The organism is Pseudomonas sp. Cab53 (assembly GCF_018325965.1).
Lineage (GTDB): Bacteria > Pseudomonadota > Gammaproteobacteria > Pseudomonadales > Pseudomonadaceae > Aquipseudomonas > Aquipseudomonas chlororaphis_E.
In genome coordinates, this window is the sequence record NZ_AP021902.1 from 5,252,631 (window position 1) to 5,277,908 (window position 25,278).

22 protein-coding genes and 4 tRNA genes are annotated in these 25,278 nt (G+C 62.0%); 14 read left to right on the forward strand and 12 right to left on the reverse strand.

Going from position 1 to position 25,278, the window contains the following annotated elements:
- The first annotated feature begins 109 nt into the window (after positions 1 to 109).
- A complete protein-coding gene (locus tag KI241_RS23005) occupies positions 110 to 3,043 on the forward strand; it encodes a DUF748 domain-containing protein (protein ID WP_047736278.1) in 2,934 nt (977 codons plus the stop codon).
- Positions 3,043 to 3,339 carry a DUF2845 domain-containing protein gene (locus KI241_RS23010; RefSeq protein ID WP_053143980.1) on the forward strand — a complete coding sequence of 99 codons (297 nt, stop codon included), beginning with the start codon at positions 3,043 to 3,045 and terminating at the stop codon, positions 3,337 to 3,339. Before KI241_RS23005 ends, KI241_RS23010 begins: the two co-directional genes overlap by 1 nt.
- A 265-nt stretch (positions 3,340 to 3,604) precedes the next feature.
- On the opposite strand, the gene KI241_RS23015 is transcribed toward KI241_RS23010, so the two are convergent.
- Both KI241_RS23015 and KI241_RS23020 read right to left on the reverse strand, forming a co-directional pair.
- Positions 3,605 to 3,958, reverse strand: coding sequence for a BON domain-containing protein (locus tag KI241_RS23015; protein WP_042730996.1), 354 nt, complete (start codon positions 3,956 to 3,958; stop codon positions 3,605 to 3,607).
- Between the two features lie 264 nt (positions 3,959 to 4,222).
- Positions 4,223 to 4,630, reverse strand: coding sequence for a pilin (locus KI241_RS23020; protein ID WP_042730995.1), 408 nt, complete (start codon positions 4,628 to 4,630; stop codon positions 4,223 to 4,225).
- Between the two features lie 230 nt (positions 4,631 to 4,860).
- On the opposite strand from KI241_RS23020, the gene pilB reads away from it, so the two are divergent.
- The 5 genes from pilB to yacG are packed head-to-tail and all read left to right on the forward strand — an operon-like array spanning position 4,861 to position 9,491.
- Positions 4,861 to 6,561 carry a type IV-A pilus assembly ATPase PilB gene (gene pilB, locus KI241_RS23025; RefSeq protein WP_042730994.1) on the forward strand — a complete coding sequence of 567 codons (1,701 nt, stop codon included), beginning with the start codon at positions 4,861 to 4,863 and terminating at the stop codon, positions 6,559 to 6,561.
- Positions 6,562 to 6,563: 2 nt separating this feature from the next.
- On the forward strand, positions 6,564 to 7,781 hold the full coding sequence (locus tag KI241_RS23030; protein WP_212803042.1) for a type II secretion system F family protein: 1,218 nt from the start codon (positions 6,564 to 6,566) through the stop codon (positions 7,779 to 7,781).
- 1 nt (position 7,782) lies between these two features.
- Positions 7,783 to 8,652, forward strand: a complete 870-nt coding sequence (locus KI241_RS23035; RefSeq protein ID WP_042730992.1) for an A24 family peptidase — start codon at positions 7,783 to 7,785, stop codon at positions 8,650 to 8,652.
- Between the two features lie 12 nt (positions 8,653 to 8,664).
- Positions 8,665 to 9,288, forward strand: coding sequence for a dephospho-CoA kinase (coaE, locus tag KI241_RS23040; protein ID WP_042730991.1), 624 nt, complete (start codon positions 8,665 to 8,667; stop codon positions 9,286 to 9,288).
- Complete coding sequence (gene yacG, locus KI241_RS23045) at positions 9,285 to 9,491, forward strand: DNA gyrase inhibitor YacG (RefSeq protein ID WP_042730990.1); 207 nt, start codon at positions 9,285 to 9,287, stop codon at positions 9,489 to 9,491. The genes coaE and yacG overlap by 4 nt, the downstream gene beginning before the upstream one ends.
- On the opposite strand, the gene KI241_RS23050 is transcribed toward yacG, so the two are convergent.
- On the reverse strand, positions 9,488 to 9,703 hold the full coding sequence (locus tag KI241_RS23050; RefSeq protein WP_042730989.1) for a hypothetical protein: 216 nt from the start codon (positions 9,701 to 9,703) through the stop codon (positions 9,488 to 9,490). The genes yacG and KI241_RS23050 overlap by 4 nt on opposite strands.
- A gap of 63 nt (positions 9,704 to 9,766) precedes the next feature.
- On the reverse strand, positions 9,767 to 10,453 hold the full coding sequence (locus KI241_RS23055) for an energy-coupling factor ABC transporter permease (protein ID WP_042730988.1): 687 nt from the start codon (positions 10,451 to 10,453) through the stop codon (positions 9,767 to 9,769).
- Positions 10,454 to 10,620: 167 nt separating this feature from the next.
- Between KI241_RS23055 and KI241_RS23060 the strand changes: the two genes are divergently transcribed.
- The 3 genes from KI241_RS23060 to KI241_RS23070 all read left to right on the forward strand — a co-directional run bounded on the left by KI241_RS23060 (position 10,621) and on the right by KI241_RS23070 (position 12,946).
- Complete coding sequence (locus tag KI241_RS23060) at positions 10,621 to 11,247, forward strand: DUF1780 domain-containing protein (RefSeq protein WP_003185538.1); 627 nt, start codon at positions 10,621 to 10,623, stop codon at positions 11,245 to 11,247.
- 121 nt (positions 11,248 to 11,368) lie between these two features.
- Positions 11,369 to 11,542, forward strand: coding sequence for a DUF3094 domain-containing protein (locus tag KI241_RS23065; RefSeq protein ID WP_003185543.1), 174 nt, complete (start codon positions 11,369 to 11,371; stop codon positions 11,540 to 11,542).
- 102 nt (positions 11,543 to 11,644) lie between these two features.
- On the forward strand, positions 11,645 to 12,946 hold the full coding sequence (locus tag KI241_RS23070; RefSeq protein ID WP_123579600.1) for an NAD(P)/FAD-dependent oxidoreductase: 1,302 nt from the start codon (positions 11,645 to 11,647) through the stop codon (positions 12,944 to 12,946).
- A 145-nt stretch (positions 12,947 to 13,091) separates the two neighbouring features.
- On the opposite strand, the gene KI241_RS23075 is transcribed toward KI241_RS23070, so the two are convergent.
- From KI241_RS23075 to rluD, 8 genes are all read right to left on the reverse strand, one after another.
- On the reverse strand, positions 13,092 to 14,717 hold the full coding sequence (locus tag KI241_RS23075) for a methyl-accepting chemotaxis protein (RefSeq protein ID WP_212803043.1): 1,626 nt from the start codon (positions 14,715 to 14,717) through the stop codon (positions 13,092 to 13,094).
- 199 nt (positions 14,718 to 14,916) lie between these two features.
- Positions 14,917 to 14,993: transfer RNA gene (locus KI241_RS23080), tRNA-Pro, on the reverse strand.
- 94 nt (positions 14,994 to 15,087) lie between these two features.
- Positions 15,088 to 15,163: transfer RNA gene (locus KI241_RS23085), tRNA-Lys, on the reverse strand.
- 5 nt (positions 15,164 to 15,168) lie between these two features.
- A tRNA-Pro gene (locus KI241_RS23090) sits at positions 15,169 to 15,245 on the reverse strand.
- A 7-nt stretch (positions 15,246 to 15,252) separates the two neighbouring features.
- Positions 15,253 to 15,328: transfer RNA gene (locus tag KI241_RS23095), tRNA-Asn, on the reverse strand.
- A gap of 416 nt (positions 15,329 to 15,744) precedes the next feature.
- On the reverse strand, positions 15,745 to 18,309 hold the full coding sequence (gene clpB / locus KI241_RS23100) for an ATP-dependent chaperone ClpB (protein ID WP_042730710.1): 2,565 nt from the start codon (positions 18,307 to 18,309) through the stop codon (positions 15,745 to 15,747).
- A gap of 277 nt (positions 18,310 to 18,586) precedes the next feature.
- On the reverse strand, positions 18,587 to 19,312 hold the full coding sequence (gene pgeF, locus KI241_RS23105) for a peptidoglycan editing factor PgeF (RefSeq protein ID WP_123579599.1): 726 nt from the start codon (positions 19,310 to 19,312) through the stop codon (positions 18,587 to 18,589).
- Positions 19,309 to 20,271 carry a 23S rRNA pseudouridine(1911/1915/1917) synthase RluD gene (gene rluD / locus KI241_RS23110; RefSeq protein WP_042730708.1) on the reverse strand — a complete coding sequence of 321 codons (963 nt, stop codon included), beginning with the start codon at positions 20,269 to 20,271 and terminating at the stop codon, positions 19,309 to 19,311. Before rluD ends, pgeF begins: the two co-directional genes overlap by 4 nt.
- Before the next feature lie 151 nt (positions 20,272 to 20,422).
- On the opposite strand from rluD, the gene KI241_RS23115 reads away from it, so the two are divergent.
- The 4 genes from KI241_RS23115 (at position 20,423) to KI241_RS23130 (ending at position 24,721) form a co-directional block, all read left to right on the forward strand.
- Positions 20,423 to 21,439, forward strand: a complete 1,017-nt coding sequence (locus tag KI241_RS23115) for an outer membrane protein assembly factor BamD (RefSeq protein WP_042730707.1) — start codon at positions 20,423 to 20,425, stop codon at positions 21,437 to 21,439.
- 126 nt (positions 21,440 to 21,565) lie between these two features.
- A complete protein-coding gene (locus KI241_RS23120; RefSeq protein ID WP_042730706.1) occupies positions 21,566 to 21,799 on the forward strand; it encodes a PP0621 family protein in 234 nt (77 codons plus the stop codon).
- A complete protein-coding gene (locus KI241_RS23125) occupies positions 21,789 to 23,378 on the forward strand; it encodes an ATP-binding protein (RefSeq protein ID WP_047736281.1) in 1,590 nt (529 codons plus the stop codon). The genes KI241_RS23120 and KI241_RS23125 overlap by 11 nt, the downstream gene beginning before the upstream one ends.
- Positions 23,375 to 24,721 (forward strand): sigma-54 dependent transcriptional regulator, encoded by a 1,347-nt coding sequence (locus KI241_RS23130; RefSeq protein ID WP_212803044.1) that lies wholly within the window; start codon positions 23,375 to 23,377, stop codon positions 24,719 to 24,721. Before KI241_RS23125 ends, KI241_RS23130 begins: the two co-directional genes overlap by 4 nt.
- Positions 24,722 to 25,278: the final 557 nt, after the last annotated feature.

Here is a 25,278-nt window from a genome sequence, read left to right on the forward strand (position 1 = left end):
GCAATCCTACTGCAGAAGCGGACAAGTCTCATAAATCACAGTGGTTTCGGAACCGCAAACGCATGCCATACTCCAAGGCACTCCGAATTCACATCAGATGAAGCCGCACATGCCCAAAGGATTGCTCCGCGCTCTCGGCGCCCTGTTGACCGCACTGGCCCTCTACAGCCTGTTGGGTTTCCTGATCCTGCCCGGTGTCGCCTTGCGGATCGCCAATCAGCAGTTGGCCGAACACGCCACGGTGCCCGCCAGGATCCAGCGGGTCGAGCTCAATCCGTTCAGCCTCGAAGTGACCCTCTGGGGCCTGAGCATCGGGGAACCGGGCAAGGAGCAGATTGGTTTCGAACGGTTGTACGCCAACCTGCAGGTCGACAGCCTGTGGTCAGGCGCCCTGCACCTGGCCGACATCGAGCTGGACAAACCCAAGACCGAGGTGGTGTTCGCCAAGGATGGCCAGTTGAACCTGCTGGGCCTGTTCAAGCTGCCGGCCAGCGAGCCGACCCCGGCCGACCCCGAGGCCAAGCCATTTCCACTGCGTGTGGACCGGATCAAGCTGGCCAGCGGCTACGTGCACTTCCAGGACTTGCGCCCCAGCGAGCCGATCGAGTTTCTCTACGACGCCCTCGATTTCGAGCTGAATAACCTCAGCACCCTGCCCGACGACAGCGCCGACATGACCCTGGTGGCCGTCGGCCCTGGCGGCGGACGTGTCGACTGGACCGGTAACTTCAGCCTTACGCCCATCGCGTCCGAAGGTAAACTCAAGATCACCGACGGCCAGATGAAAGCCTTCTGGCCCTACGTCCGCGACGCCGTACCGCTGGTGCTGGAGAACGGCGTGCTGAACGTCAGCACCGACTACACACTCAACCTGGCCAAGGGCACCGAGCTGCGCCTGGACAATGTCGCCGCCAGCGTCGCGCCCTTCGCCATCAAGGCGCCCGATGGCCGGCCATTGGCCAGGCTCGAACGCCTGGACGTCAGCGAAACCACGGTCGACCTGGCCAAGCAACAAGTGGTGGTGGGCAAGATCCGCAGCCAGAAACTCGAGACCTGGGCCGCTCGCGAGGCGGACGGGCAGCTCGACTGGCAGAAGCTCTTCGCCAGCCAGCCGGCCAAGCCACAGGCCAAGGCCGAACCCGCTTCAGCCCCGGCCGCCGCCGACTCACCGAAACCTGAACCCGCCGCCCCCAGCAAACCCTGGCAGGTGTTGTTGAAAGACGTGCAACTGCGCAATTACCAGGTGCACCTGGCCGACCGCCAGGCGCAACCTGCCGTGGCACTGGAAGTCGGCCCGCTGAACCTGGACCTGCAGAACTACGACATGCTCAACGGTTCGCCCTTTACCCTCAAGCTGGACACCGGGCTGGGCAAACAGGGCAAGATCCTCGCCGACGGCGAGGTGAACCTGAACCCGATCAGCGCCCGGCTCAAGGTCAAGACCCAGGACATCGACCTGCGAGTCGCCCAGTCGTACATCAACCCGTTCATTCGCCTGGAACTGCGCTCCGGGATGCTCGGCAGCGACCTGGCGGTAGACCTCAAGAGCACCGAGCCGCTGGCCTTTGCAGTGACCGGCCGTGCCCAGGTCGATCAATTGCACACCCTCGACACCCTCAAGACCCGGGACTTCCTCAAGTGGCAGAGCCTGGTCCTCGAAGGCCTCGACTACCAGCACGGTGACCGCCTCTCCATCGACAAGGTCAACCTGTTCCAGCCTTATGCCCGCTTCATGATCAACGACGACCGCACCACCAACGTCGATGACCTGTTGATCCCGCAACCGGCCGAGGGCGCGCCGAAAACCGCGGCGGCCAAACCGGCCTCGGCGGAAAAACCCCTGGGCATTCACATCGGTGGCATCGCCATCAACGACGGCTCGGCCAACTTCGCCGACTTCAGCCTGACGCCGAATTTCGCCACGGCCATCCAACAGCTCAACGGCCAGATCGGCACCATCGACAGCCGCGAGGCCAAGCCGGCCAGCGTCGACGTCAAGGGTAAGGTCGACCGCTATGCGCCGGTCACCATCAAGGGGGCAGTCAACCCCTTCGACCCGATGGCCAGCCTCGACATCGCCACCAGTTTCAAACGGGTCGAGCTGACCACCCTGACCCCCTATTCCGGCAAGTTCGCCGGCTACCGTATCCGCAAGGGCCGACTCAACCTGGACCTGCATTACCGGATCACCAAGGGTCAGCTCCAGGCTGAAAACAAAGTGGTGGTCGAGCAATTGCAACTGGGGGAAAAAGTCGACAGCCCGGACGCCGTGAGCCTGCCATTGAAGCTGGCCATCGCACTACTGAAGGACTCCGAAGGCAAGATCTCCATCGAACTGCCGGTGACCGGCAACCTCAACGACCCGCAATTCAGCGTCATGCCGATTGTCTGGCAGACCTTGCGCAACCTGGTGGTCCGCGCGGCGCAGGCGCCGTTCAAGCTCATCGGCGGGCTGGTGTCCGGTGGCGGTTCGGAGGACCTCGGCAGCGTGGCATTCGCCCCAGGTTCAAGCGACTTGAGCAAAGAAAGCGAGGGCGTGCTGCTCAAACTTTCCGAAGCCTTGGGCAAGCGCCCGGAACTGCGCCTGGAGATCGAAGGCACGGCGGCCGAAAGCAGCGACGGCCCGCTGCTCGCCGCCCAGCGCCTGGAACGTGAATACCAGTACAACTACTACAAGATGCTGCAGCGGCGCGGCGACAAGGTGCCGGCCCAGGCCTCGCTGTTGCAGGTGCCCGAAGATGAAAAGGCACCGTTGCTCGAAGGCATCTATCGCACCCGCCTCAAGACCCAGCCGCCGGCCGAATGGGCGCAGCTGGACAAAAAAGCGCGCACCGACAAGCTGCGCGAAAGCGTGATCAAGTTCTGGAGCGGCAGTGATGTGTTGCTGCGCCAACTGGGGCAAGAGCGGGCCGGTAGCATCAAGGACTTTTTGGTGGACAAAGGGCGCCTGGCCGACGACCGCGTCTACTTCATCGACGCCAGCCTCGGCCAGGCCGAGAGCGACGGACGCGTCATTACCCCCATGCACCTGGATGCCGAATGATGAAGTGTTTGTACCTGCTCGGGCTGGGCGCATGGCTGGCCGCCGGCACGGCATCGGCAGCCGATACGCTGCGTTGCGGCAGCCAGTTGATCAGCGTCGGCGACCGCTCCAGCGAAGTGCTGCAAAAGTGTGGCGAGCCTGCGGCGCGGGACGACCTGGGCTACAAGCGCAGCGTCAATCGCCGGGAAGAATACCCGGTTGAGGAATGGACCTACGGCCCCAACAGCGGCATGTACCAGTACCTGCGTTTTGAGGGAAACCGGTTGGTGCAGATCACCAGCAAGCGCGGGCGCTGAAAGGGCGCCCTCTTCGCGAGCAAGCTCGCTCCCACAGGGATCGTGCAGGCCACCCCATGTGGGAGCGGGCCTGCTCGCGAATACCCACCACCCCCGCTCACGCCAGTTTTCCACCCCTGAATAGAACAGGCCCCCGGCACGTATGCCGGGGGCCTGTAATGGCCACGTCCGTGTGGCCTTCGCATGAACTTCAAAAGCAACGGCAGGCGTATGACTCAGCCCGCTTGCCGCGCCTTCTCCCGGTCCAGGCGAGAACTCGTCAGCCTTACTCGGCTTTCAGGCCATCAGCTGAGACGGCTTTGACGCCTTTGATTTTCTTGGCAATGGCCACGGCCATGTCTTTTTGCGAATCAGTCACGGCCACGGTGGAGGACAGCGACACAACACCTTTGTTGGTTTCAACTTTGATGTCGGAGCCTGGAATACCTTTTTCGGTCAGCAGGTCAGCCTTGACCTTGGTGGTGATCCAGGTGTCGGAAGTGGTTTCCTTCGCCTTGGTCACTTCGCCAGCAGCCAGCATCATTGGAGCCTGAGTTGCTTGAGTGGTCTCGGCGAATGCGCTAGCCATGGTCAGGGTCAGAGCGGTTGCAGCAGCGGCAGTGATAGCGAACTTCTTCATACGAGTAACTCCTGTTTTTCTCAGAAACTGCCGGATTTGCATCCAGCAGGGTTACCAGGAGTAGTGCGAAGGCTGTGCCAGTTTTGATAAATCAATTAATTCCTTATAAATCAAATAGTTAAGCGAAGCGGCAAAATTCATAATCATGCAAATTGCATGAGCCTCCCATTTTCAACATGCAACTTGCCGATTCTGCCTCGCCGCTAAGCTGATGAATCAAAGAAGGTTTTAAACGGCGAGGGAGTGCCCCATCGCCGCGCAGTATCAGGTACCAGGGCAAGCGGTCGGCAGGTATTCCTTGGGTGCGGTGGATGCGCATGTCCAGGCGCCATTGACATCACGGCTAAGCGTGATCGTTTTACCTGCTATGGCGGCAGGGGCGTTCTGGAGGGTACAAATGATAGAGCCTGCCGTCGTGGCTGTACCTGTTAGCGAGATGGCGCAATTATTGGTTGTGGACGGGGCGTTCATGAGGGCCAACGTTGGCGTAACCCCCTGATTCATCTGATCCTCGTACGCTACCTTCAGCGCGGATATTTCCCCCAGTCCGGCGGTAGCCTTCGCCCGCGCCTGGTACCTGGAATACTGCGGCAACGCAAACGTCGCCAGGATGCCGATGATCGCCACGACGATCAGCAGTTCGATCAGGGTAAAACCTTTTTGCTTGCTCATAGACTTCTCCATCGCATGAGGCGGAATCTCATGTCCTGAGGCGGCTATTGCACGGCACATGCCAACCCTCAAGACGCCACTGACAAAGGACTTCGCCGGCCAGAAGCCTTGCGTCCTACCCCAACAACCGCACTATCTGACACTTTTTGTCACCCCGCCTCGCTGGTTTGGCGTCGATGCTTGACTAGGCTATAAGTCATGAACTGTCCGCGTCTGGTATCCCCATGCCCATGAATGACATCGCACTCAGCGGCTTGACCAAGCAACTGGTGTTGGCTGAACTGATCACCGAGCAGAATGCCCAGCAGGCGTACCAGCAGGCCCAGCGCAATCGCATGCCCCTGGTCAGCTACCTGGTACAGAACAAACTGGTCCAGAGTCGTCAGGTTGCGGAAATTGCCTCGGAGCATTTCGGCGTCGCCCTGCTGGATCTCAACAGCCTCGACAAGGAGAACCAGCCCGCCGGCCTGGTCAGCGAAAAACTGGTCCGCCAACACCACGCCCTGCCGCTCTGGCGACGTGGCAACAAGTTGTTCGTGGGCATCTCCGATCCAACCAACCACCAGGCCATCAATGACATTCAGTTCAGCACCGGCCTGACCACCGAAGCCATCCTGGTGGAGGACGACAAACTCAGCGACGCCATCGAAAAGTTCTTCGAGTCCAGCAGCACCGGCCTGGAGGGCATGGGTGATGTCGACCTCGACGGCCTGGACATCGAGTCGGACGACGATCGCAAGCAGGACACCCTTGCTGGCCAGGACGCCGACGACGCGCCGGTGGTGCGGTTCGTCAACAAGATGTTGCTGGACGCGATCAAGGGCGGTTCCTCCGACCTGCACTTCGAGCCGTATGAAAAATCCTATCGGGTGCGGGTGCGCACCGACGGCATGCTACGTGAAGTGGCCAAGCCGCCCACCCAACTGGCCGGCCGTATCGCCGCACGGCTGAAGGTCATGGCCAGCCTGGACATTTCCGAGCGCCGCAAGCCCCAGGACGGACGCCTGAAAATGCGCCTGTCGAAAAACAAGTCGATCGATTTCCGGGTCAACACCCTGCCCACGCTCTGGGGCGAAAAAGTGGTCATCCGGATCCTCGACCCTTCCAGCGCGCAAATGGGCATCGACGCCCTGGGCTACGAGCCTGACCAGAAAGCGCTGTACATGGCGGCGCTCAAGCAACCCCAGGGGCTGATCCTGGTCACCGGGCCCACCGGCTCGGGCAAGACTGTATCGCTCTACACCGGGCTGAACATCCTCAACACCGTGGACATCAACATTTCCACCGCCGAGGATCCGGTGGAGATCAACATGGAAGGCATCAACCAGGTCAACGTGAACCCGCGCCAGGGGCTGGATTTCGCCCAGGCCCTGCGCTCGTTCCTGCGCCAGGACCCGGACGTGATCATGGTCGGCGAGATCCGCGACCTGGAAACCGCCGAGATCGCCATCAAGGCCGCCCAGACCGGTCACCTGGTGCTCTCCACGCTGCACACCAACAGCGCGGCGGAAACCCTGATCCGCTTGCAGAACATGGGCATCCCCGGCTTCAACATCGCCACCGCCGTGCACTTGATCATCGCCCAGCGGCTGGCGCGCAAGTTGTGCAACCACTGCAAGAAAGCCCTCGAGATTCCCGACGAAACCCTGCTCAAGGAAGGCTTCCCCCGGGAACGCATCGGCTCATTCACGATCTATGAGCCGGTCGGTTGCCAGCAGTGCAACAGTGGCTACAAAGGGCGCGTGGGGGTCTACGAAGTGGTCAGGAATACACCTCAGTTGCAACGCCTGATCATGGCCGAAGGCAACTCGTTGGAAATCGACCTGCAAATGCGCAAGGACGGCTTCAATGACCTGCGCACCTCGGGGCTGCTCAAAGTGATGCAGGGCGTCACCAGCCTCGAAGAAATCAACCGCGTCACCAAGGATTGAACATGGCGGTCAAGGCAGTCAAAACCGATGTTTACACCTGGGAAGGCAAGGACCGCAAAGGCACGAGGATGACCGGCGAGCTGACGGGGCAGAGCACCGCCCTGGTCAAGGCCCAGTTGCGCAAGCAAGGCATCAACCCGCAGAAGGTGCGCAAGAAGACCTCTTCGATCTTCAGCAAGGGCAAGCGCATCAAGCCGTTGGACATCGCCCTCTTCACCCGCCAGATGGCCACGATGCTCAAGGCCGGCGTGCCGCTGTTGCAGGCGTTCGACATCATTGGCGAGGGCTTCGACAACCCCAACATGCGCAAGCTGGTGGACGAGGTGAAGCAGGAAGTCGCTGCCGGTAACAGCTTCGCCGCGGCACTGCGCAAATGCCCGCAGTATTTCGACGAGCTGTACTGCAACCTGGTGGATGCCGGCGAACAGGCCGGCGCCCTGGACACGCTGCTGGACCGGATCGCGACCTACAAGGAAAAGACCGAGGCGCTCAAGGCCAAGATCAAGAAGGCCATGACCTACCCGGCGGCCGTGGTGCTCGTCGCGGCCGTGGTCACCGGCATCCTGCTGGTCAAGGTGGTGCCCCAGTTCGAGTCGGTGTTCTCCGGCTTCGGCGCGCAATTGCCGGCCTTCACGCTGATGGTCATCGGCCTGTCGGAGTTCATGCAGCGCTATTGGTGGCTGATACTGGCCCTGTTGGTCGGCCTGTTCTTTGGTGTGAAGTACGCCCTCAAGCGCTCCGCGGCGCTGCGTGACTGGCGCGATAAATGGATGCTGAAGCTGCCGCTGATCGGCACGCTGATGTACAAGACCGCCGTGGCCCGCTACGCCCGCACGCTGTCCACCACCTTCGCCGCGGGCGTCCCGTTGGTGGAGGCCCTGGATTCGGTTTCCGGCGCCACCGGCAACGTGGTGTTCAAGCAAGCGGTGCAACGCATCAAGCAGGACGTCTCGACCGGCATGCAATTGAATTTCTCCATGCGCGCTTCCGGCATCTTCCCAAACCTGGCGGTCCAGATGACGGCCATCGGCGAAGAGTCCGGCGCGCTGGATGACATGCTCGACAAGGTGGCAAGCTTTTACGAAGCCGAAGTGGACAATCTGGTGGACAACCTCACCAGCCTGATGGAACCCTTCATCATGGTGATCCTGGGGTTGGTCGTCGGTGGCTTGGTGGTTGCCATGTACCTGCCCATCTTTCAACTCGGCTCTGCGATCTGACATGCCCCTGAGCGAATTCTTCGTGCTTTATCCCCTGGCCTTCGTGCTCACTGCGTTGCTGCTAGGGCTGATCGTCGGCAGCTTCCTCAACGTACTGGTGTGGCGTCTGCCGAAGATGCTCAGCCGCGAATGGCGCGTGCAGGCCCACGACCTGCTGGGCCTGCCGGCCGAAGCCCCCGGCCCGGTCTACAACCTGATGCTGCCCCACTCCCAGTGCCCCCACTGTGGCCATCGCATCCGGGCCTGGGAAAACATCCCGCTGCTCAGCTACCTGATGCTGCGCGGCCGCTGTTCGAGTTGCTCCGCTCCCATTGGCCGGCGTTACCCGTTGACGGAACTGGCCTGCGGTGTGCTGTCGGCGTTCGTCGCCTGGCATTTGGGCTTCGGCTGGCAAGCCGCAGGGGTGATGGTGTTGACCTGGGGTCTCCTGGCCATGAGCCTGATCGACGCCGAACACCAACTGCTCCCCGATACCCTGGTCCTGCCGCTGTTATGGCTGGGCCTGATCGTCAACAGCTTCGGCCTGTTCGCCTCTTTGAACCAGGCCATGTGGGGAGCGGTGGCGGGCTACCTGGCCTTGTGGTCGGTGTATTGGGTGTTCAAGTTGCTCACGGGCAAGGAAGGCATGGGCTACGGTGACTTCAAGCTGTTGGCGATGCTAGGCGCCTGGGGTGGCTGGCAGATCCTGCCACTGACCTTGTTGCTGTCGTCGCTGGTGGGGGCTGTGATCGGGGTCATCGTGCTGCGCCTGCGCAACGCCCCGGGGTCGACGCAGATCCCCTTTGGCCCTTTTCTGGCCATTGCCGGCTGGATTGCATTGCTCTGGGGTGGTCAAATAACCGACTTCTATTGGCAGGCTGTCGGTTTCTAATGTCGATTCACTATGAATAACCTCAAGGAAAAACCCTGGATTCTCGGCCTGACCGGTGGCATTGGCAGCGGCAAGAGCGCGGCGGCCCAGCACTTCATCGACCTGGGCGTGCATGTCATCGACGCCGATCACGCGGCGCGCTGGGTGGTCGAACCCGGCCGCCCGGCGCTGGCCCGAATCGCCGAACACTTCGGCCCAGGCGTGTTGCAGGCCGACGGCACCCTGGATCGAGCGGCGCTGCGCAAGTTGATCTTCGAAAATGCCGATGAACGCCGCTGGCTCGAAGCGCTGTTGCATCCGTTGATCGCCGATGAAATCGCCCACCATCTGGCACAGGCACAATCGCCCTACGCGATTCTGGTATCGCCGTTGTTGATCGAATCGGGACAATACGCCATGACCCGGCGCATCCTGGTGATCGACGCGCCGGAACAGTTGCAGGTCGAACGCACGCTGCAGCGTGACCAGACCAGCGAACAGCAGGTCCAGGCGATCCTCAAGGCCCAATCCAGCCGCCAGGACCGCCTGAGCCATGCCGACGACGTGGTGGTCAACGACCGCGACCTCGCCTGGTTGCACAGCGAGGTCGAGCGGCTGCACCACTTTTACCTTACTTTGCGTGGAGGCCAGTCATGAGCCAAACCCCAACCGTTGATTGCCCAACCTGCGGCGCACCCGTCGAATGGAGCCCGCAGAGCACGTTCCGGCCGTTCTGCTCCGATCGCTGCAAACTGATCGACCTGGGCGCATGGGCGTCCGAGGAACACAAGATCCCGGTCAGCCCGGAGGCCGAGGATGAGCTGTTCAGCGAGGACTTCAACCCCCGCTCCCATCATTAAGGCCGCATGAAACCGTAGTCCTGTTGATCGTCGAGGTTTTCCGCGAGGAAGCTCAACTCATCGGCCAGGTCCTCGGCGCTGCGCACTGTCTTGCTCTGTTGCACGATTGCACTGAGCAAGGCACGCAGGCTCAAGCCCGGGTCGAAACCAATCTCCATCGCGGCATCGTGGCTACGCCTGATCTCTTGTCTCGCCCACTCATAAACACTCATTGCTGTGCTCCTGGAAGTTTTCCAGAGCATGAGCGGCGCCTGCCTGCACGGCCTTGATATGCATCAAGATTTGTCTTCATCCTTCCAGGGTGCCGACAGGTAGCGCGTGCGGTTGAAGGTCTCCAGCCATTCGGGGCTGAACACCACCAGCGCACTGACCACCATGCCGTTGATGAACGCCTCGGGAAAGATGATCAGCCAGAGGTAACCGATGAAGTCTTCCAGCCAGTAAGGCATGGCGAATACGCCGTCGTACCACAGCAGCGCGAGCCCCAGCAGCAGGCACAGCAACGCCGACAGCGCGGCGGCGAGAAAGCCCGAGCAGAAGATGTAGACGAACAGGTTGCGCGGCTGGGCGCGCTCCACCAGGATCGCGCAACACTCGGTGACCAGCACCGGCAAGAGGATCAGCAGCGCACCGTTGACGCCCATCGCCGCCATGTCCTGACGCCCCAGCAGCACCAGTGCAGACTGGGCAAAGAGGCCGCCGAGGATTGCCAGCGGCCAGTCCAGCAACAGCGTCACGGCGGTCATGCCGATGAAGTGATACGACACGCCCGTGTCGAAATCCCGGCGCACCAGCCACAGCATGAACAGCGCCAGCACCGTGCCGAACAACAGGTGCTGGCGCCGACTGTCGGTGAACAGCTCCACCCACGGCGCACGCCAAACGGCGCAAGCCAGCACCGGGACATACATCAGCCACCCCACCGCCAGGGTCTGCGGTGAGAGCAGTTCGGCACCGATCATCGCGTTACACCTTTCATGTCCTGTGGCCGGGGCACTGGCGGCACCGGGCTGCGCAGCCGTCCCCTCGCCAGCGTCATTTCCAGTCGGCAGTCTACACCTCCCCAAGGACCGCCATTAATCAACGCAACGCTTTCAGCTTGTCGCAATTGAACGCTAAGCTTGGGCCCATGGATGATTCCGATTATTTACGCCTGCTGACCATTGCGGCCGAGCAGGCCAACGCCTTTCTTTCCAATGCCCGCAAATGGGAGCGTGAGCGTTGGGTTTGCCAACGCCTGCTGCAAGGCCTGAACGTGCCCTATCGCGCCGACGAATTCGCCCCCGCTGGCGAGCCGCCGGACGTGCTGTTTCGCGATGCCAATTTCGAAGTGTTCTTCGTGCTCGACGAGGGCCGGCGCCTCAATGACGAGTGGCGCGACGAGCTGCAACGGCGCCGCAGCGCCTTTTCCCTGAGCCAATTGGTGCGCCGCGAAGCCAAGCCCCGGCGTATCCCCGCCAACGAGTTCCTGCTCAGACTGGCGCCCACCTTGCGCAAGAAAGCCCACAACTACACCGAGCGCGGCATGGACCTGGGCGAGCTGGACATCATTGCCTTCGCCAGCCTCAAGCGCGAAGTGCTGGACCTCAACAGTCATTTTCCGCCGCCCACCGAGTACCTGCGCCAGGGGTGGCGCTCGCTGTCGCTGGTGGGGCCCACGTTTGCCCGGGTGCTGTTCGCCCATCCCGATGCGCCGGATTTCCTGCGGGGCAACCTGGGTCGCAGCATCGTTTTCGACGTCGGAATCAGCCTGTGAGCGCGCACCAGGCAGCCCGTGGCGCACACTCATCTGACGAGCGGCTACGCTGCATTGAATGCCGGATCGCCGGACGCTGTAACGCCAGCCCATTTCGCAACGTCTACCTGACGAGGCCTTTATGACCAGCCGCCTGAACCCAGATGACCAGAAGCATGTCGAAGAGTACCTGCAACTGTCCCAGCACCGAGTCGAGCGCCGGCCTTTCCGGCCGTGGATGCTCCTGGTGGTGGTATTGGCCGTGACCATCGGCCTGGGCCTGTTGAGCCGCTTGATCAGTTACCTGACGCTATGAGCAGGTGTCGTGCCTCATTTCAAGGAACAGTGTTTGTGAGGCACGACACCACACTCGCGAGGGTAACGGCACCGATTTCCTTTAGCCTTGCGAGATATCCCCATGACTCATCGTATTGTCATTGTTGGCGGCGGCGCCGGCGGTCTGGAGTTGGCTACCCGTCTGGGTAAGACTCTGGGCAAGCGCGGCACCGCCAGTGTGATGCTGGTCGACGCCAACCTGACCCACATCTGGAAACCCCTGCTGCACGAAGTGGCCGCCGGCTCCCTGAACTCCTCCGAAGACGAACTCAACTACGTCGCCCAAGCCAAATGGAACCACTTCGAGTTCCAATTGGGGCGCATGAGCGGACTGGATCGTGAGCAGAAGAAGATCCAACTGGCAGCCACCTACGACGAGGCGGGCGTGGAGTTGTTGCCGGCCCGGGAGCTGGGCTACGACACCCTGGTGATCGCCGTCGGCAGCACCACCAACGATTTCGGCACCGAAGGCGCAGCGCAGCACTGTCTGTTCCTCGACACCCGCAAGCAGGCCGAGCGCTTCCACCAACAACTGCTCAATCACTACCTGCGCGCCCACGCCGCCGACCAGGCCGATGCAGCGCAGCGTATCAGCGTCGCCATCGTCGGCGCCGGTGCCACCGGTGTCGAACTGGCGGCCGAGCTGCACAACGCCGCCCATGAGCTGGCGGCCTACGGCCTGGACCGGATCAAGCCGGAAAACATGCACATCACCCTGATCGAAGCCGGGCCACGGGTCTTGCCAGCCCTGCCCGAACGTATCGGCGGCCCGGTGCACAAGACCCTGGAGAAACTCGGGGTGAATGTGATGACCAATGCCGCCGTCAGCCAGGTGACCGCCGACAGTCTGATCACCGGCGACGGCAAGGTGATCGATGCGAGCCTGAAGGTGTGGGCCGCCGGGATCCGCGCACCGGCTTTTCTCAAGGACATCGATGGCCTGGAGACCAACCGGATCAACCAGCTGCAAGTGCTGCCGACCCTGCAGACCACCCGCGACGAGAACATCTTTGCCTTCGGCGACTGCGCCGCCTGCCCTCAACCGGGCAGCGACCGCAACGTGCCGCCCCGCGCCCAGGCGGCGCACCAGCAGGCATCGCTGTTGGCAAAATCGCTGAAGTTGAAAATCGAAGGCAAGCCGCTGCCCCATTACAAATACACCGACTACGGCTCGCTGATCTCGCTGTCGCGGTTCTCGGCGGTGGGTAATCTGATGGGCAACCTCACCGGCAGCGTGATGCTCGAGGGTTGGCTGGCGCGGATGTTCTACGTGTCGCTGTACCGCATGCACCAGATGGCGCTGTATGGCACGTTCCGCACGGCGATGCTGATGCTGGGCAGCAAGATCGGCCGCGGAACCGAGCCACGGCTCAAGTTGCACTGAAGAGAGTCGTTGCTTGAAACACCGCCTTCGCGAGCAAGCCCGCTCCCACAGGAGATCGAGTACCTGATGTGTACGCGGTCAACTGTGGGAGCGGGCTTGCTCGCGAAGACGGCAGTGCAATCGATGCTGATCTACAGCCCTGCACTCAAACCTGAAACCGCTGCACCATCGTGCGCAACGAATTGGCCAACTGCGACAGTTCATGGCTGGACGCACTGGTCTGGTCCGCCCCCGTGGCCGAACGTACGGACAGGTCCCGGATATTCACCAGGTTGCGATCAACCTCACGGGCCACTTGCGCCTGCTCCTCGGCGGCGCTGGCGATGACCAGGTTGCGTTCGTGGATTTCGCTGACCGACGTCGTGATGGTCTGTAGCGCTTCTCCCGCGCGCTCCGCCATCGCCAGGGTGCTGGCGGCGCGACTGGAGCTGGCCTGCATGGAACCCAGCGCCTGGCTGGCACCGCTGCGCATGCCCTGGACCATCTGCTCGATTTCCTGGGTCGATTGCTGCGTGCGATACGCCAGCGCCCGGACCTCGTCGGCCACCACCGCAAAACCGCGACCGCTTTCCCCAGCCCGGGCCGCCTCGATGGCCGCGTTGAGGGCCAGCAGGTTGGTCTGCTCGGCAATGGCCCGGATCACATCCAGCACCTTGCCGATATCCTGCGACTGGTTGGCCAAGGACTGCACCAGGTCACCCGTGACCTGCACATCGCTGGCGAGGGCGCCAATGGCGTCCACCGTGTCACTGACCCGCTGCTGTCCGAGGGAAGCCGACTCACTGGACTGACGCGTGGCATCGGAGGTGGACACGGCGTTGCGGGCAACCTCCTCCACGGCGGTGGTCATTTCGGTGACCGCGGTGGCCGCCTGTTCGATTTCGTTGTTCTGCTGTTGCAGGCTCTGGGTGCTGTCGAGGGTCACCGCGTTCAGCTCATCGGCGGCGGTGGCCAATTGCGTCGCCGAACCGCTGATGCTCTGCAGCGTTTCACGCAGGTTCAACTGCATGGTCGCCAACGCCTTGAGCAAGCGGCTCACTTCGTCGTTGCCGTGGGTCTCGATGGGCCGGGTCAGGTCACCTTGGGCGACATGCTCCGCCGCGCTCAGCGCCTCGCCCAGGGGTTTGACGATACTGCGGGTGAGCAACATCGCCAGGATCACCGTGGCCAGGGCCGCGAGCACGATGAACAGGCTGACGATCATGCGGGAGTTGGCGTAGTGCTCCTGGGATTTCTGGCTCTCGAGGGACACCTGCTGGGAGAACAACTGCGCCAGGTCGTTGAGCTGTTTGCCGGAACCGTCCACCACGGTCTTCATGTCCACCAGCAACAACTTGATCAGGTCCTCGCGCCGACCCTGCTCCGCCAGGGTAAAGGACTGGGCGATACCGGCGCGGTAAGCGGCGAAGGTCTGCTTGAACTGGTCATAGAGCGCCTTGCCTTCAGGGGTGACGACGAGCTTGTCATACGTGGCGATTTTTTCGCTCAGTTCCTTGTCACGGGTGTCCATTTGCCCGCGATACACCGAAATGTTCTTCGGGTCTTCGTCCAGCGCCATGCGCAAGGAAATCGTGCGGATGCGCAGCATCAGTTCGCGAATCTCGTCACCACCGCGAATGCTGGGCAACCACTGGGTTTCCACCGCGACTTCGCTGTCACGGATGCTCGACATCTGGCCCAGCGCAAACACCCCGAGCAACGCCACCAGCAAGGCGATCAAGGCAAACCCCAAGGCGGCGCGGGGGGCAATATTCAGCTGACGAAGAAACATAACGGGGTGCCTTTTTTGTTATTGGCCTGAAATGGGGCGATCAGTCCAAGCCCCGGTTGGTGGGCAATGGGCCCGACGCTTTCGCGAGCAGGCTCGCTCCCACAGGCGTTATCGGCAGGTTGTATGACAACTTGACACCCCGGGCCTTTTTCGCAGGCAAAAAAAATCCCCGTACCTTTCGATACGGGGATTTTCAATATGGTCGGGGTAAGGGGATTCGAACTCCTGACATCCTGCTCCCAAAGCAGGCGCGCTACCGGACTGCGCTATACCCCGGTAAAAAAAAGGCGACCTCAACAAGTCGCCTTCCTCGATCAGTGCTTTTGGCCTCTGATCTTAAGATTCGATTCCAGCGAACTGGTCTCAAAAATGGTGGGTCGTGTGGGATTCGAACCTACGACCAATTGGTTAAAAGCCAACTGCTCTACCAACTGAGCTAACGACCCAAATATGGTCGGGGTAAGGGGATTCGAACTCCTGACATCCTGCTCCCAAAGCAGGCGCGCTACCGGACTGCGCTATACCCCGATTGAAATGGCTCCGTGACCAGGACTCGAACCTGGGACCCAATGATTAACAGTCATTTGCTCTACCGACTGAGCTATCACGGAACTGATATTTCAAGTTACAACGTTGAAGCTAGCTTCAACCTCTTCGACCCTGTTCGCATCGCTGCGTTCGTGTGTCTGAGGCGCGCTATTCTACAATCTTCAAAACCTCTGTCAACCCCTTAAATTGCTTTCAAGACAATGATTTGCAACTTATTTCGGATTCTTTCTCAGGGAGAAGTAACCCTTGGGGTGACGTACTGCGGGGCGCACTTTACAAGCCTTTTCCTTTGAGTTCAACGACCTGATGAAAAAAATGGTGCTTGGAAGCGAGCCATCCCATCAATCAGGAAAAACAACCCCAGCCGTGGCGAGGGAGCTTGCTCCCACTGGGTCGCGTAGCGGCCCCTCAAAAAGCGAGGAGTGCCTCGCACTCCAGCGGGAGCAAGCTCCCTCGCCACAAAGCCCAGATAATCGCCTCAATTGAAGACGATTTCGTCGTTCTGCACTGTACCGGTCACAGTTTCACCTGGCATGAAGCGGCCGGACAGGATCAACTGCGCCAACGGGTTTTCGATCCAGCGCTGGATCGCACGCTTGAGTGGCCGTGCGCCATAGACCGGGTCGTAACCCACCGCAATCAACTTGTCCAAGGCCTCGTCGCTCAATTGCAACTTCAACTCCCGCTCGGTGAGGCGGCTGCGCAGGCGACCCAGCTGGATCTCGGTGATGCCGGCGATCTGGTCACGGGCCAACGGCTCGAAAATCACCACCTCGTCGACCCGGTTGATGAACTCCGGCCGGAAGTGGGTGGAAATCGCATCCATCACTGCCGCACGTTGTGCCTCGCGGTCACCTACCAATTCCTGGATCTGCGCCGAGCCCAGGTTGGAGGTCATCACGATCACGGTGTTACGGAAGTCCACCGTGCGCCCGTGGCTGTCGGTCAGGCGCCCATCCTCCAGCACTTGCAAAAGGATGTTGAACACATCCGGATGCGCCTTCTCGACCTCGTCCAACAGGATCACCGAGTAAGGCTTGCGCCGTACCGCTTCGGTCAGGTAACCACCTTCCTCATAGCCGACGTATCCCGGTGGGGCACCGATCAGCCGCGCCACGGAATGTTTCTCCATGAACTCGGACATATCGATGCGCACCATCGCCTCTTCGGTGTCGAAGAGAAACTCGGCCAGCGCCTTGCACAGCTCGGTTTTACCGACACCGGTCGGGCCGAGGAACATGAACGAACCACTCGGCCGGTTCGGGTCCGACAACCCGGCACGGGACCGACGCACGGCGTTGGCCACCGCCACCACCGCCTCTTCCTGGCCGATCACACGCTGGTGCAACAGGCTTTCCATCTTCAGCAGCTTGTCGCGCTCGCCTTCGAGCATTTTCGACACCGGGATACCGGTCCACTTGGACACCACTTCGGCGATTTCTTCCTCAGTGACCTTGCTGCGCAGCAACTGGTTTTCGCTCTTGCCGTGCTGGTCGACCATCTGCAGGCTGCGCTCCAGGTCCGGGATCACCCCGTACTGCAGCTCGGCCATGCGGTTAAGGTCGCCCTTGCGGCGGGCCGCCTCCAGTTCCTGGCGGGATTGCTCGATCTTCTGCTGGATCTGCGCCGAACCCTGGACTTCGGCTTTCTCCGAGTTCCAGATTTCCTCGAGATCGGAATACTCGCGCTCATGGCGAACGATTTCGTCCTGCAACCTTTCCAGCCGCTTCTTCGCCGCTTCGTCGCTTTCTTTCTTCAGGGCCTGGGATTCGACCTTGAGTTGAATCAGGCGCCGCTCCAGGCGATCCAGCACTTCGGGCTTGGAATCGATTTCCATGCGGATGCGGCTGGCCGCCTCGTCGATCAGGTCGATGGCCTTGTCCGGCAATTGACGGTCGGTGATGTAGCGGTGGCTGAGCTTGGCCGCCGCGATGATCGCGCCATCGGTGATCGCCACCTTGTGGTGAACCTCGTACCGCTCCTTGAGGCCACGCAGGATGGCGATGGTGTCTTCTTCGCTCGGCTCCTCCACCAGCACTTTCTGGAAACGCCGTTCGAGGGCCGCGTCCTTCTCTATGTATTGGCGGTATTCATTGAGCGTGGTCGCGCCGACGCAGTGCAGCTCGCCACGGGCCAGTGCCGGCTTGAGCATGTTGCCCGCATCCATCGAGCCCTCGCCCTTGCCGGCGCCGACCATGGTGTGCAACTCGTCGATGAACAGGATGATCTGGCCTTCCTGTTTGGACAGTTCATTGAGCAGCGCCTTGAGTCGCTCTTCAAACTCGCCACGGTATTTGGCGCCGGCGATCAGCGCCCCCATGTCCAAGGACAGCAGACGCTTGCCCTTGAGGCCATCGGGCACTTCGCCATTGATGATGCGCTGGGCCAGGCCCTCGGCGATGGCGGTCTTGCCCACGCCGGGCTCACCGATCAGCACCGGGTTGTTCTTGGTGCGGCGTTGCAGCACCTGCACGGTGCGGCGGATTTCGTCGTCGCGACCGATCACCGGGTCGAGCTTGCCTTCCTCGGCGCGCTTGGTCAGGTCGACGGTGTATTTGTCCAGCGCCTGGCGGGACTCCTCGTGGTTGGCGTCATTGACTGCTTCGCCGCCACGCAGGTTGTTGATGGCGTTTTCCAGGGCTTTCTTGCTCACGCCCTGGCCGAGCAGCAATTTGCCCAGTTTGCTGTTCTCGTCCATGGCGGCGAGCAGCACCAGTTCGCTGGAAATGAACTGGTCGCCCTTCTGCTGGGCCAGGCGATCGGCCTGGTTGAGCAGCCGGGCCAAATCCTGGGACATGTTCACGTCACCGGTCGGATTCTGGATCTTGGGCAGTTGGTCGAGCTCCTTGGCCAACTCCTTGCGCAGGCTGTTGACGTCAAAGCCCACCTGCATCAGCAGGGGCTTGATGGAGCCGCCTTGCTGTTCGAGCATGGCTTGCATCAAGTGCGCCGGTTCGATACCGGGATGGTCCAGGCCGACGGCCAGGGACTGGGCATCGGACAGGGCCAATTGTAATTTGCTGGTTAAACGATCAATTCGCATGGGTCACCTTCCTTTTGAGCAGGCCGGACCGAAAAACATCCTGAATGAAGAAACCTGCCAGATACCGCTATAGATGTGGACGATTCTGGAAGATTCAAGCGGGCTTCATTGACACAGATCAGTCAGATGGCAGCCCCTTCCAAGCCTTTGTGGGCGCGAGCCTGCTCGCGAAGAAGGCGGCTTGTCAGCCAATTAAAGGTTAGCTGACCCGTCGCCGTCGCGGGCAGGCTCGTCCCCACAAAGGGATCTGCTACAAGGAGGCAGCCGAAGGGGCTTTTTATTGGTCGAGCCAGACCAGGGAGGCGAAGCGGCCGGTACGCGGATTGCGACGGTAGGAGAAAAAGCGAGGATCGGTCACGGTACACAGGCCGCCACCATAGACCGCCGTAACGCCGCGCGCCGCCAGCCGCAGGCGCGCCAACGCATAAATGTCGGCGAGGAACTTGCCGGCATTGTGGCTGGGGACGAAGGCTTGCGCCGTACTGGGCAGTTGCGCGGTGAACGCGTCACGCACTTCCGGCCCGACCTCGAAGGCTTGCGGGCCAATGGCCGGGCCGAGCCAGGCAAGGACCTGGTCGGCGGGCAGTTGAAGGCTGTCCAAGGTCGCTTCCAGCACGCCGTTCGCCAACCCACGCCAACCGGCATGGGCGGCCGCGACGCGGGTGCCGGCATGGTCGCAGAACAGCACGGGCAGGCAGTCTGCGGTCATCGCCGCACACGCGATACCGGGTGTCGCCGTCCAGCTGGCATCGGCGGTGGCCACTTGGCTGGGGTCAGCCTCGACCACGTCAATCCCATGGACCTGCCGTAGCCAGGCTGGACGGATGGCGAATCGATCGGTGAGACGGCGACGGTTTTCGCCCACGGCCGCAGGGTCGTCCTCCACATGATCGCCGAGGTTGAGGCTGTCGAACGGCGCCAGGCTGACGCCGCCCGCACGGGTGGTGACACAGGCCTTGACCCGGTCCGGCGCGGGCCAGTCGGGGATCAGCCAGTCACTCATCCGATGAACGCCTCGCGGTCCTGCTTGAGCAAGGTCAGCAGCCAGACGAAGTCATCCGGCAGCGGCGACTCCCAGCTCATGCGCTTGCCGGTGGTCGGATGGTCCAGCTCCAGGAAACGCGCATGCAGCGCCTGGCGCGGGAAGTTCTTCAGCGACTCGACCATCGTCACGCTGGCTGCCGGCGGAATGCGGAAACGTCCGCCATAGGCCGGGTCGCCCACCAACGGGAAGTTGATGTGGGCCATGTGCACGCGAATCTGGTGGGTACGGCCGGTTTCGAGCTTGACCCGCACGTGGGTATGGGAACGGAAACGCTCCAGCACGCGGTAATGGCTGACCGCCGGCTTGCCACCCTCCATCACCGCCATGCGCTGGCGCTGCTGGCCATGACGGCCGATCGGTGCGTTGATCTTGCCACCGGCGGTGACCACGCCGATAACGATGCACTCATAGATACGGCTGACACTGCGGCTTTGCAACTGTGCGACCAGCTGTGTCTGGGCCTGGATGGTCTTGGCCACGACCATCAGGCCGGTGGTGTCCTTGTCCAGGCGATGGACGATGCCGGCACGGGGCACGTTGATGATGTCCGGCACGTGGTGCAGCAAGGCGTTGAGCAGGGTGCCATCGGCATGCCCGGCCGCCGGGTGCACCACCAGGCCCGCAGGCTTGTTGATGACCAGGATCTCGTCGTCTTCATAGACGATGTCCAGGGCGATGTCCTGGGCGACCCATTCTCCCTGGGCCTCCTGCTCGGCAGTCAGTTCGAGGACGGCGCCACCATGGACGATGTCGCGCGGGCGAACGACCGCCCCATCCACGGTCAGGCGGCCGTCCTTGATCCAGGCGGAAAGGCGCGAGCGAGAGTGCTCGGCAAAGAGTTGGGCGGCGACTTGATCGAGGCGTTGGCCGCCCAATTCGGACGGCACCTCTGCGCGAAGTTCTATTTTATCGGACATGCTCGGACTGGGCGTCGGCACAGCCTTTGGTTTCGGCTGCGCGCTTGTGGTTAAATACGGCGTCTTTTGCCCCGAGGCTTTTCAACGGGGCGCTCATCATAACAGGACGGCCCCGCCCAAGACAGCGGCCGTCATAGGGACGCAAGCCGCCATGCAAGTGAAACACCTGCTGCTGATCGCCATCCTCGCATTGACTGCTGCTTGCTCGTCGAAGGAAGTCGTAGACGAAAACCTGAGCGAAGTCGAACTGTACCAACAGGCGCAGAACGACCTGGACAACAACAGCTACACCAGCGCCACAGCCAAGCTCAAGGCCCTGGAGTCGAGGTATCCGTTCGGTCGCTACGCCGACCAGGCCCAGCTGGAACTGATCTACGCCAACTACAAGAACGCCGAGCCGGAAGCGGCGAAGTCCGCCGCCGAGCGCTTCATTCGCCTACATCCGCAGCATCCGAACGTCGATTACGCCTATTACCTCAAGGGCCTGACCTCCTTCGACCAGGACGTCGGCCTGCTGGCGCGCTTCCTGCCGCTGGACATGACCAAGCGTGACCCGGGCGCGGCTCGCGACTCCTACAATGAGTTCGCCCAGCTGACCAGCCGCTTCCCCAACAGCCGTTATTCGCCGGACGCCAAGCAGCGCATGATCTACCTGCGCAACCTGCTGGCCTCCTACGAAATCCACGTGGCCGATTACTACCTGACCCGTCAGGCCTACGTCGCCGCCGCCAACCGTGGCCGCTACGTGGTGGAAAACTTCCAGGAAACCCCTTCGGTGGGCGACGGCCTGGCGGTGATGACCGAAGCGTACCAGCGCCTGCACCTGGACGACCTGGCTGCCACCAGCCTGGAAACCCTGAAGCTGAACTACCCGGACCACCCTTCCCTGGTGGATGGCCAGTTCACCCCGCGGGTCGGCGAAGTCGACAACCGTTCGTGGCTGAGCAAGGCCACCCTGGGCCTGATCGAGTCCCGTCCACCGCTGCCGCCGGGAGAAACCCGCGCCAACCAGGACGTACAGCGCCAGTTCCAGGACGCCAAGGAAGCCATTCCGAACGAGCTCAAGCCTAAGGACGAGAATGGCGACGTGATCGAGGAAGAAACCCCCGAAAACGAATCCAGCGACCGCTCCTGGTTCAGCTACATGACCTTCGGCCTGTTCGACTAAGGCCACGCTGCCAGGCAAACAGGGAGACCCGACGGTCTCCCTTTTTTGTGCCTGGAATCCACAGACCTGTGCGCCGCTCCCGTGCCCGGCTAAACTGCCTGATCTCTAGCCAAAAAGCCGCCCATCATGCTTCGTCTACTATTCTGGATCGCCCTGATTGCCGCCGCGGTATGGTTCTGGCGCAAGCTCAAGGCCGCCTCTGCCACGCCGAACGCTCCCCGGGAGCCGGATGCGCCGCCGATGGTCCGTTGCGCCCAGTGCGGCGTGCACCTGCCTCGCGACCGGGCACTGGTGCTCGAACAACAGTGGTATTGCAGCCAGGCTCACCTCGAGCAAGGCCCGGGCAGCCGTGAACGCTGAGGCCGCCAGCCCGCGCGTCAAGCAGGCGCAGCGCCTGCTGCGTCTGTATCACCTGTACCGCCTGAGTATCGGCATCACCCTAGTGCTGCTGATCTCCAGCAACATGGACAACCGTTTGCTGGAGTCCGCCAACGACGACTTGCTGCGCAGCGGCAGCTGGTTGTACCTGGTCTTGAACATCCTGCTGGTGGTGTTCCTGGAAAACACCCGCCGCCCGGCCCGCTTGTTCGGCCTGGCCCTGGCCGACGTGCTGTTGCTCTCCTGGCTGTTTTTCGTCGCCGGGGGCGCCCCCAGCGCCATTGGTAACCTGCTCATCGTCTCCGTGGCCATCGGCAACACGCTGTTGCGAGGCCGTATCGGCCTGTTGATCGCCGCCGTCGCCACCCTCGGCATCGTCGGCTCGAGTTTCTTCCTCGGGCTGAGCGACGCAAGCCGGCCCAGCAACTACCTGCAGGCCGGCACCCTGGGCGCGCTGTGCTTTGCCGCCGCGCTATTGGTCCAAGGCCTGACCCGACGCCTGGAGGCCAGCGAAACCCTGGCCGAGCAACGGGCCAGTGAAGTGGTCGGCCTGGAGGCGCTCAACGCCCTGATCCTGCAACGCATGCGCACCGGCATCCTGGTGCTCGACCGCCAACGCCGGGTGCAACTGGCCAACGAAAGCGCGCTGAACCTGCTGGGCATGCACGACCTGGTCGGCCAGCCGATCGACGACTGCTCCAACGCCCTGGTCGAACGCCTGCAACGCTGGCTGAACAACCCCAGCCTGCGGCCACAGAGCCTGACCGTCCCTGGCACCGGCCTGACGCTGCAGCCGAGCTTCATCGCCCTGGGGCATCACGAACAGCATCAGATCCTGGTGTTTCTCGAAGACCTGGCCCAGGTGTCCCAACAGGCCCAACAACTTAAACTCGCCTCCCTCGGGCGCCTCACCGCCGGCATCGCCCATGAAATCCGCAACCCCTTGGGCGCGATCAGCCATGCCGCGCAATTGCTGCGCGAGTCCGAGGAACTGAACAGCGCCGATCGGCGTCTGACGCAGATTATTCAAGACCACTCGCAACGAATGAACCGCGTCATCGAAAACGTCCTGCAGCTGTCACGCCGCCAGCCACCCACGCCCCAACGCCTCGACCTGCGGACCTGGCTGCAGCAATTCGTCCAGCAAGCCCACGAAAGCGCGACCGAGCACCAGCATTTGCACCTGAGCATCGATCCAGGCGACTACATTACCCTCATGGACCCCGACCAGTTGACCCAGGTGCTCGACAACCTGCTGCGCAACGCCTGGCGCCACAGCGCGATGATCAACGAGCAGGCCGAAGCCTGGTTGAAGCTGTCCGTCGACCCACAGAGCCAGCTATCCACGCTGGACATCATCGACAACGGGCCCGGCGTGACACCCGACCAGCAGGCGCATCTGTTCGAACCCTTTTTCACCACCAGCAGCCAGGGCACCGGCCTTGGCCTCTATCTGTCCCGTGAGCTGTGCGAAAGCAACCAGGCCCGCCTAGACTTCAAACCACGCCAAGGCGGCGGTTGCTTTCGCATCACCTTTGCTCACGGACGGAAACAGATTTGAATACACGCTCACGGCAACGAATCCTGATCGTCGACGACGAACCGGACATCCGCGAACTCCTGGACATCACCCTGGGCCGGATGAAACTCGACACCCGCAGCGCCAAGAACCTTGCCGAGGCCCAAGCCCTGTTGGCGGACGAGGCCTTCGACCTGTGCCTGACCGACATGCGCCTGCCCGATGGCACCGGCCTGGAACTGGTGCAACACATCCAGCAACGCTACATCCAACTGCCCGTGGCGATGATCACCGCCTACGGCAGCCTGGAAACCGCCATCGACGCCCTCAAGGCCGGGGCCTTCGACTTCCTGACCAAGCCGGTCGACCTGACCCGGTTGCGTGAACTGGTCGCCAGCGCCCTGCGCCTGCCACCGGTTGCCGCCCCCGGCACAACCATCGAGCGCTGCCTGCTGGGCGAATCACCGCCCATGCGCAACGTGCGCAAACAGATCGAAAAACTCGCCCGCAGCCAGGCGCCGGTGTACATCAGCGGCGAGTCGGGCTGTGGCAAGGAGTTGGTGGCCCGGCTGATCCACGAACAAGGTCCCCGTTCCAATCTCGGCTTTGTGCCGGTCAACTGTGGAGCAATTCCCACGGAGCTGATGGAAAGCGAGTTTTTCGGCCACCGCAAAGGCAGTTTCAGCGGCGCCATCGAAGACAAACCCGGGCTGTTCCAGGCCGCCCATGGCGGCACGCTGTTCCTCGACGAGGTGGCTGACCTGCCGCTGGCCATGCAAGTCAAACTGCTGCGGGCCATCCAGGAAAAAGCCGTGCGCGCCGTCGGCGGCCAACAGGAAGAAGTGGTGGACGTACGCATCCTTTGCGCCACCCACAAGGACCTGGACGCCGAAGTCGCCGCCGGGCGTTTTCGCCAGGACCTGTACTATCGGCTGAACGTCATCGAACTGCGCGTCCCGCCCCTGCGCGAACGCCGCGAAGACATCGAGCCCCTGGCCAACCACATGCTCCAACGCCTGTCGGCCAACACCGCCAGCCCTGCCGTCAAACTCCACCCCCAGGCCCTGGAGGCCCTTCGCAACTACCGTTTCCCAGGAAACGTGCGGGAGCTGGAGAACATGCTCGAACGGGCCTACACCCTTTGCGAGCACCAACAGATCGAAGCCGACGACCTGCGCCTGGCCGACAGCAATAACGCCACCGACGCCACCAGCGCTGACCTGGTGCAGGTCGACAACCTGGAAGACTACCTGGAAGACGTCGAACGCAAACTCATCCTCCAGGCCCTGGAAGAAACCCGCTGGAACCGCACGGCGGCGGCCCAGCGGTTGAAACTGTCGTTTCGTTCGATGCGGTATCGGTTGAAGAAGCTGGGGCTGGATTGAGGGAAGCCGCCTCCAATGGCTGGGCTCTCCCCTCCTGTGGCGAGGGGATTTATCCCCAGCGGGGCTGCGTAGCAGCCCCAAGACAGTCAATACAAATCTACCTGATACACGCCGCGACGCGATTGGAGGTGGCAGCTGTACGCGGGTTCGCGCACCGAGACCTTGGTACCCGGCATACCCGAAGGTATCCCACGCACAGCCAGCCATGACAGTGAATAAATATTGGATGTGCCGACGCCTTCGCGAGCAAGCCCGCTCCCACAGGGAGACCGAGGCCAGCCGCAAGAACAGGCCGGCTGTAAGGCCGCCTCACTTTTGCTTTTGCTTTTGATCTTCGGGCCCCGTTAACCACGACGGCCGAACGCAGGCATTGCGTAGTGGGCACCCCGGCATGGATGCCGGGGTAGCCGCGCTGGGCCATGGATGGCCCTTCGCGGTGGGCCCACGGAGCAATGCCGGAGTGAGGGTATGCCGAGCCCAGGCGAGGCACCGAGTGGTGGGGCCAAGCCTTTTTTGCTTACTTTTTTTGGCGTCTGAAAAAAAGTAAGCCGCCGTCA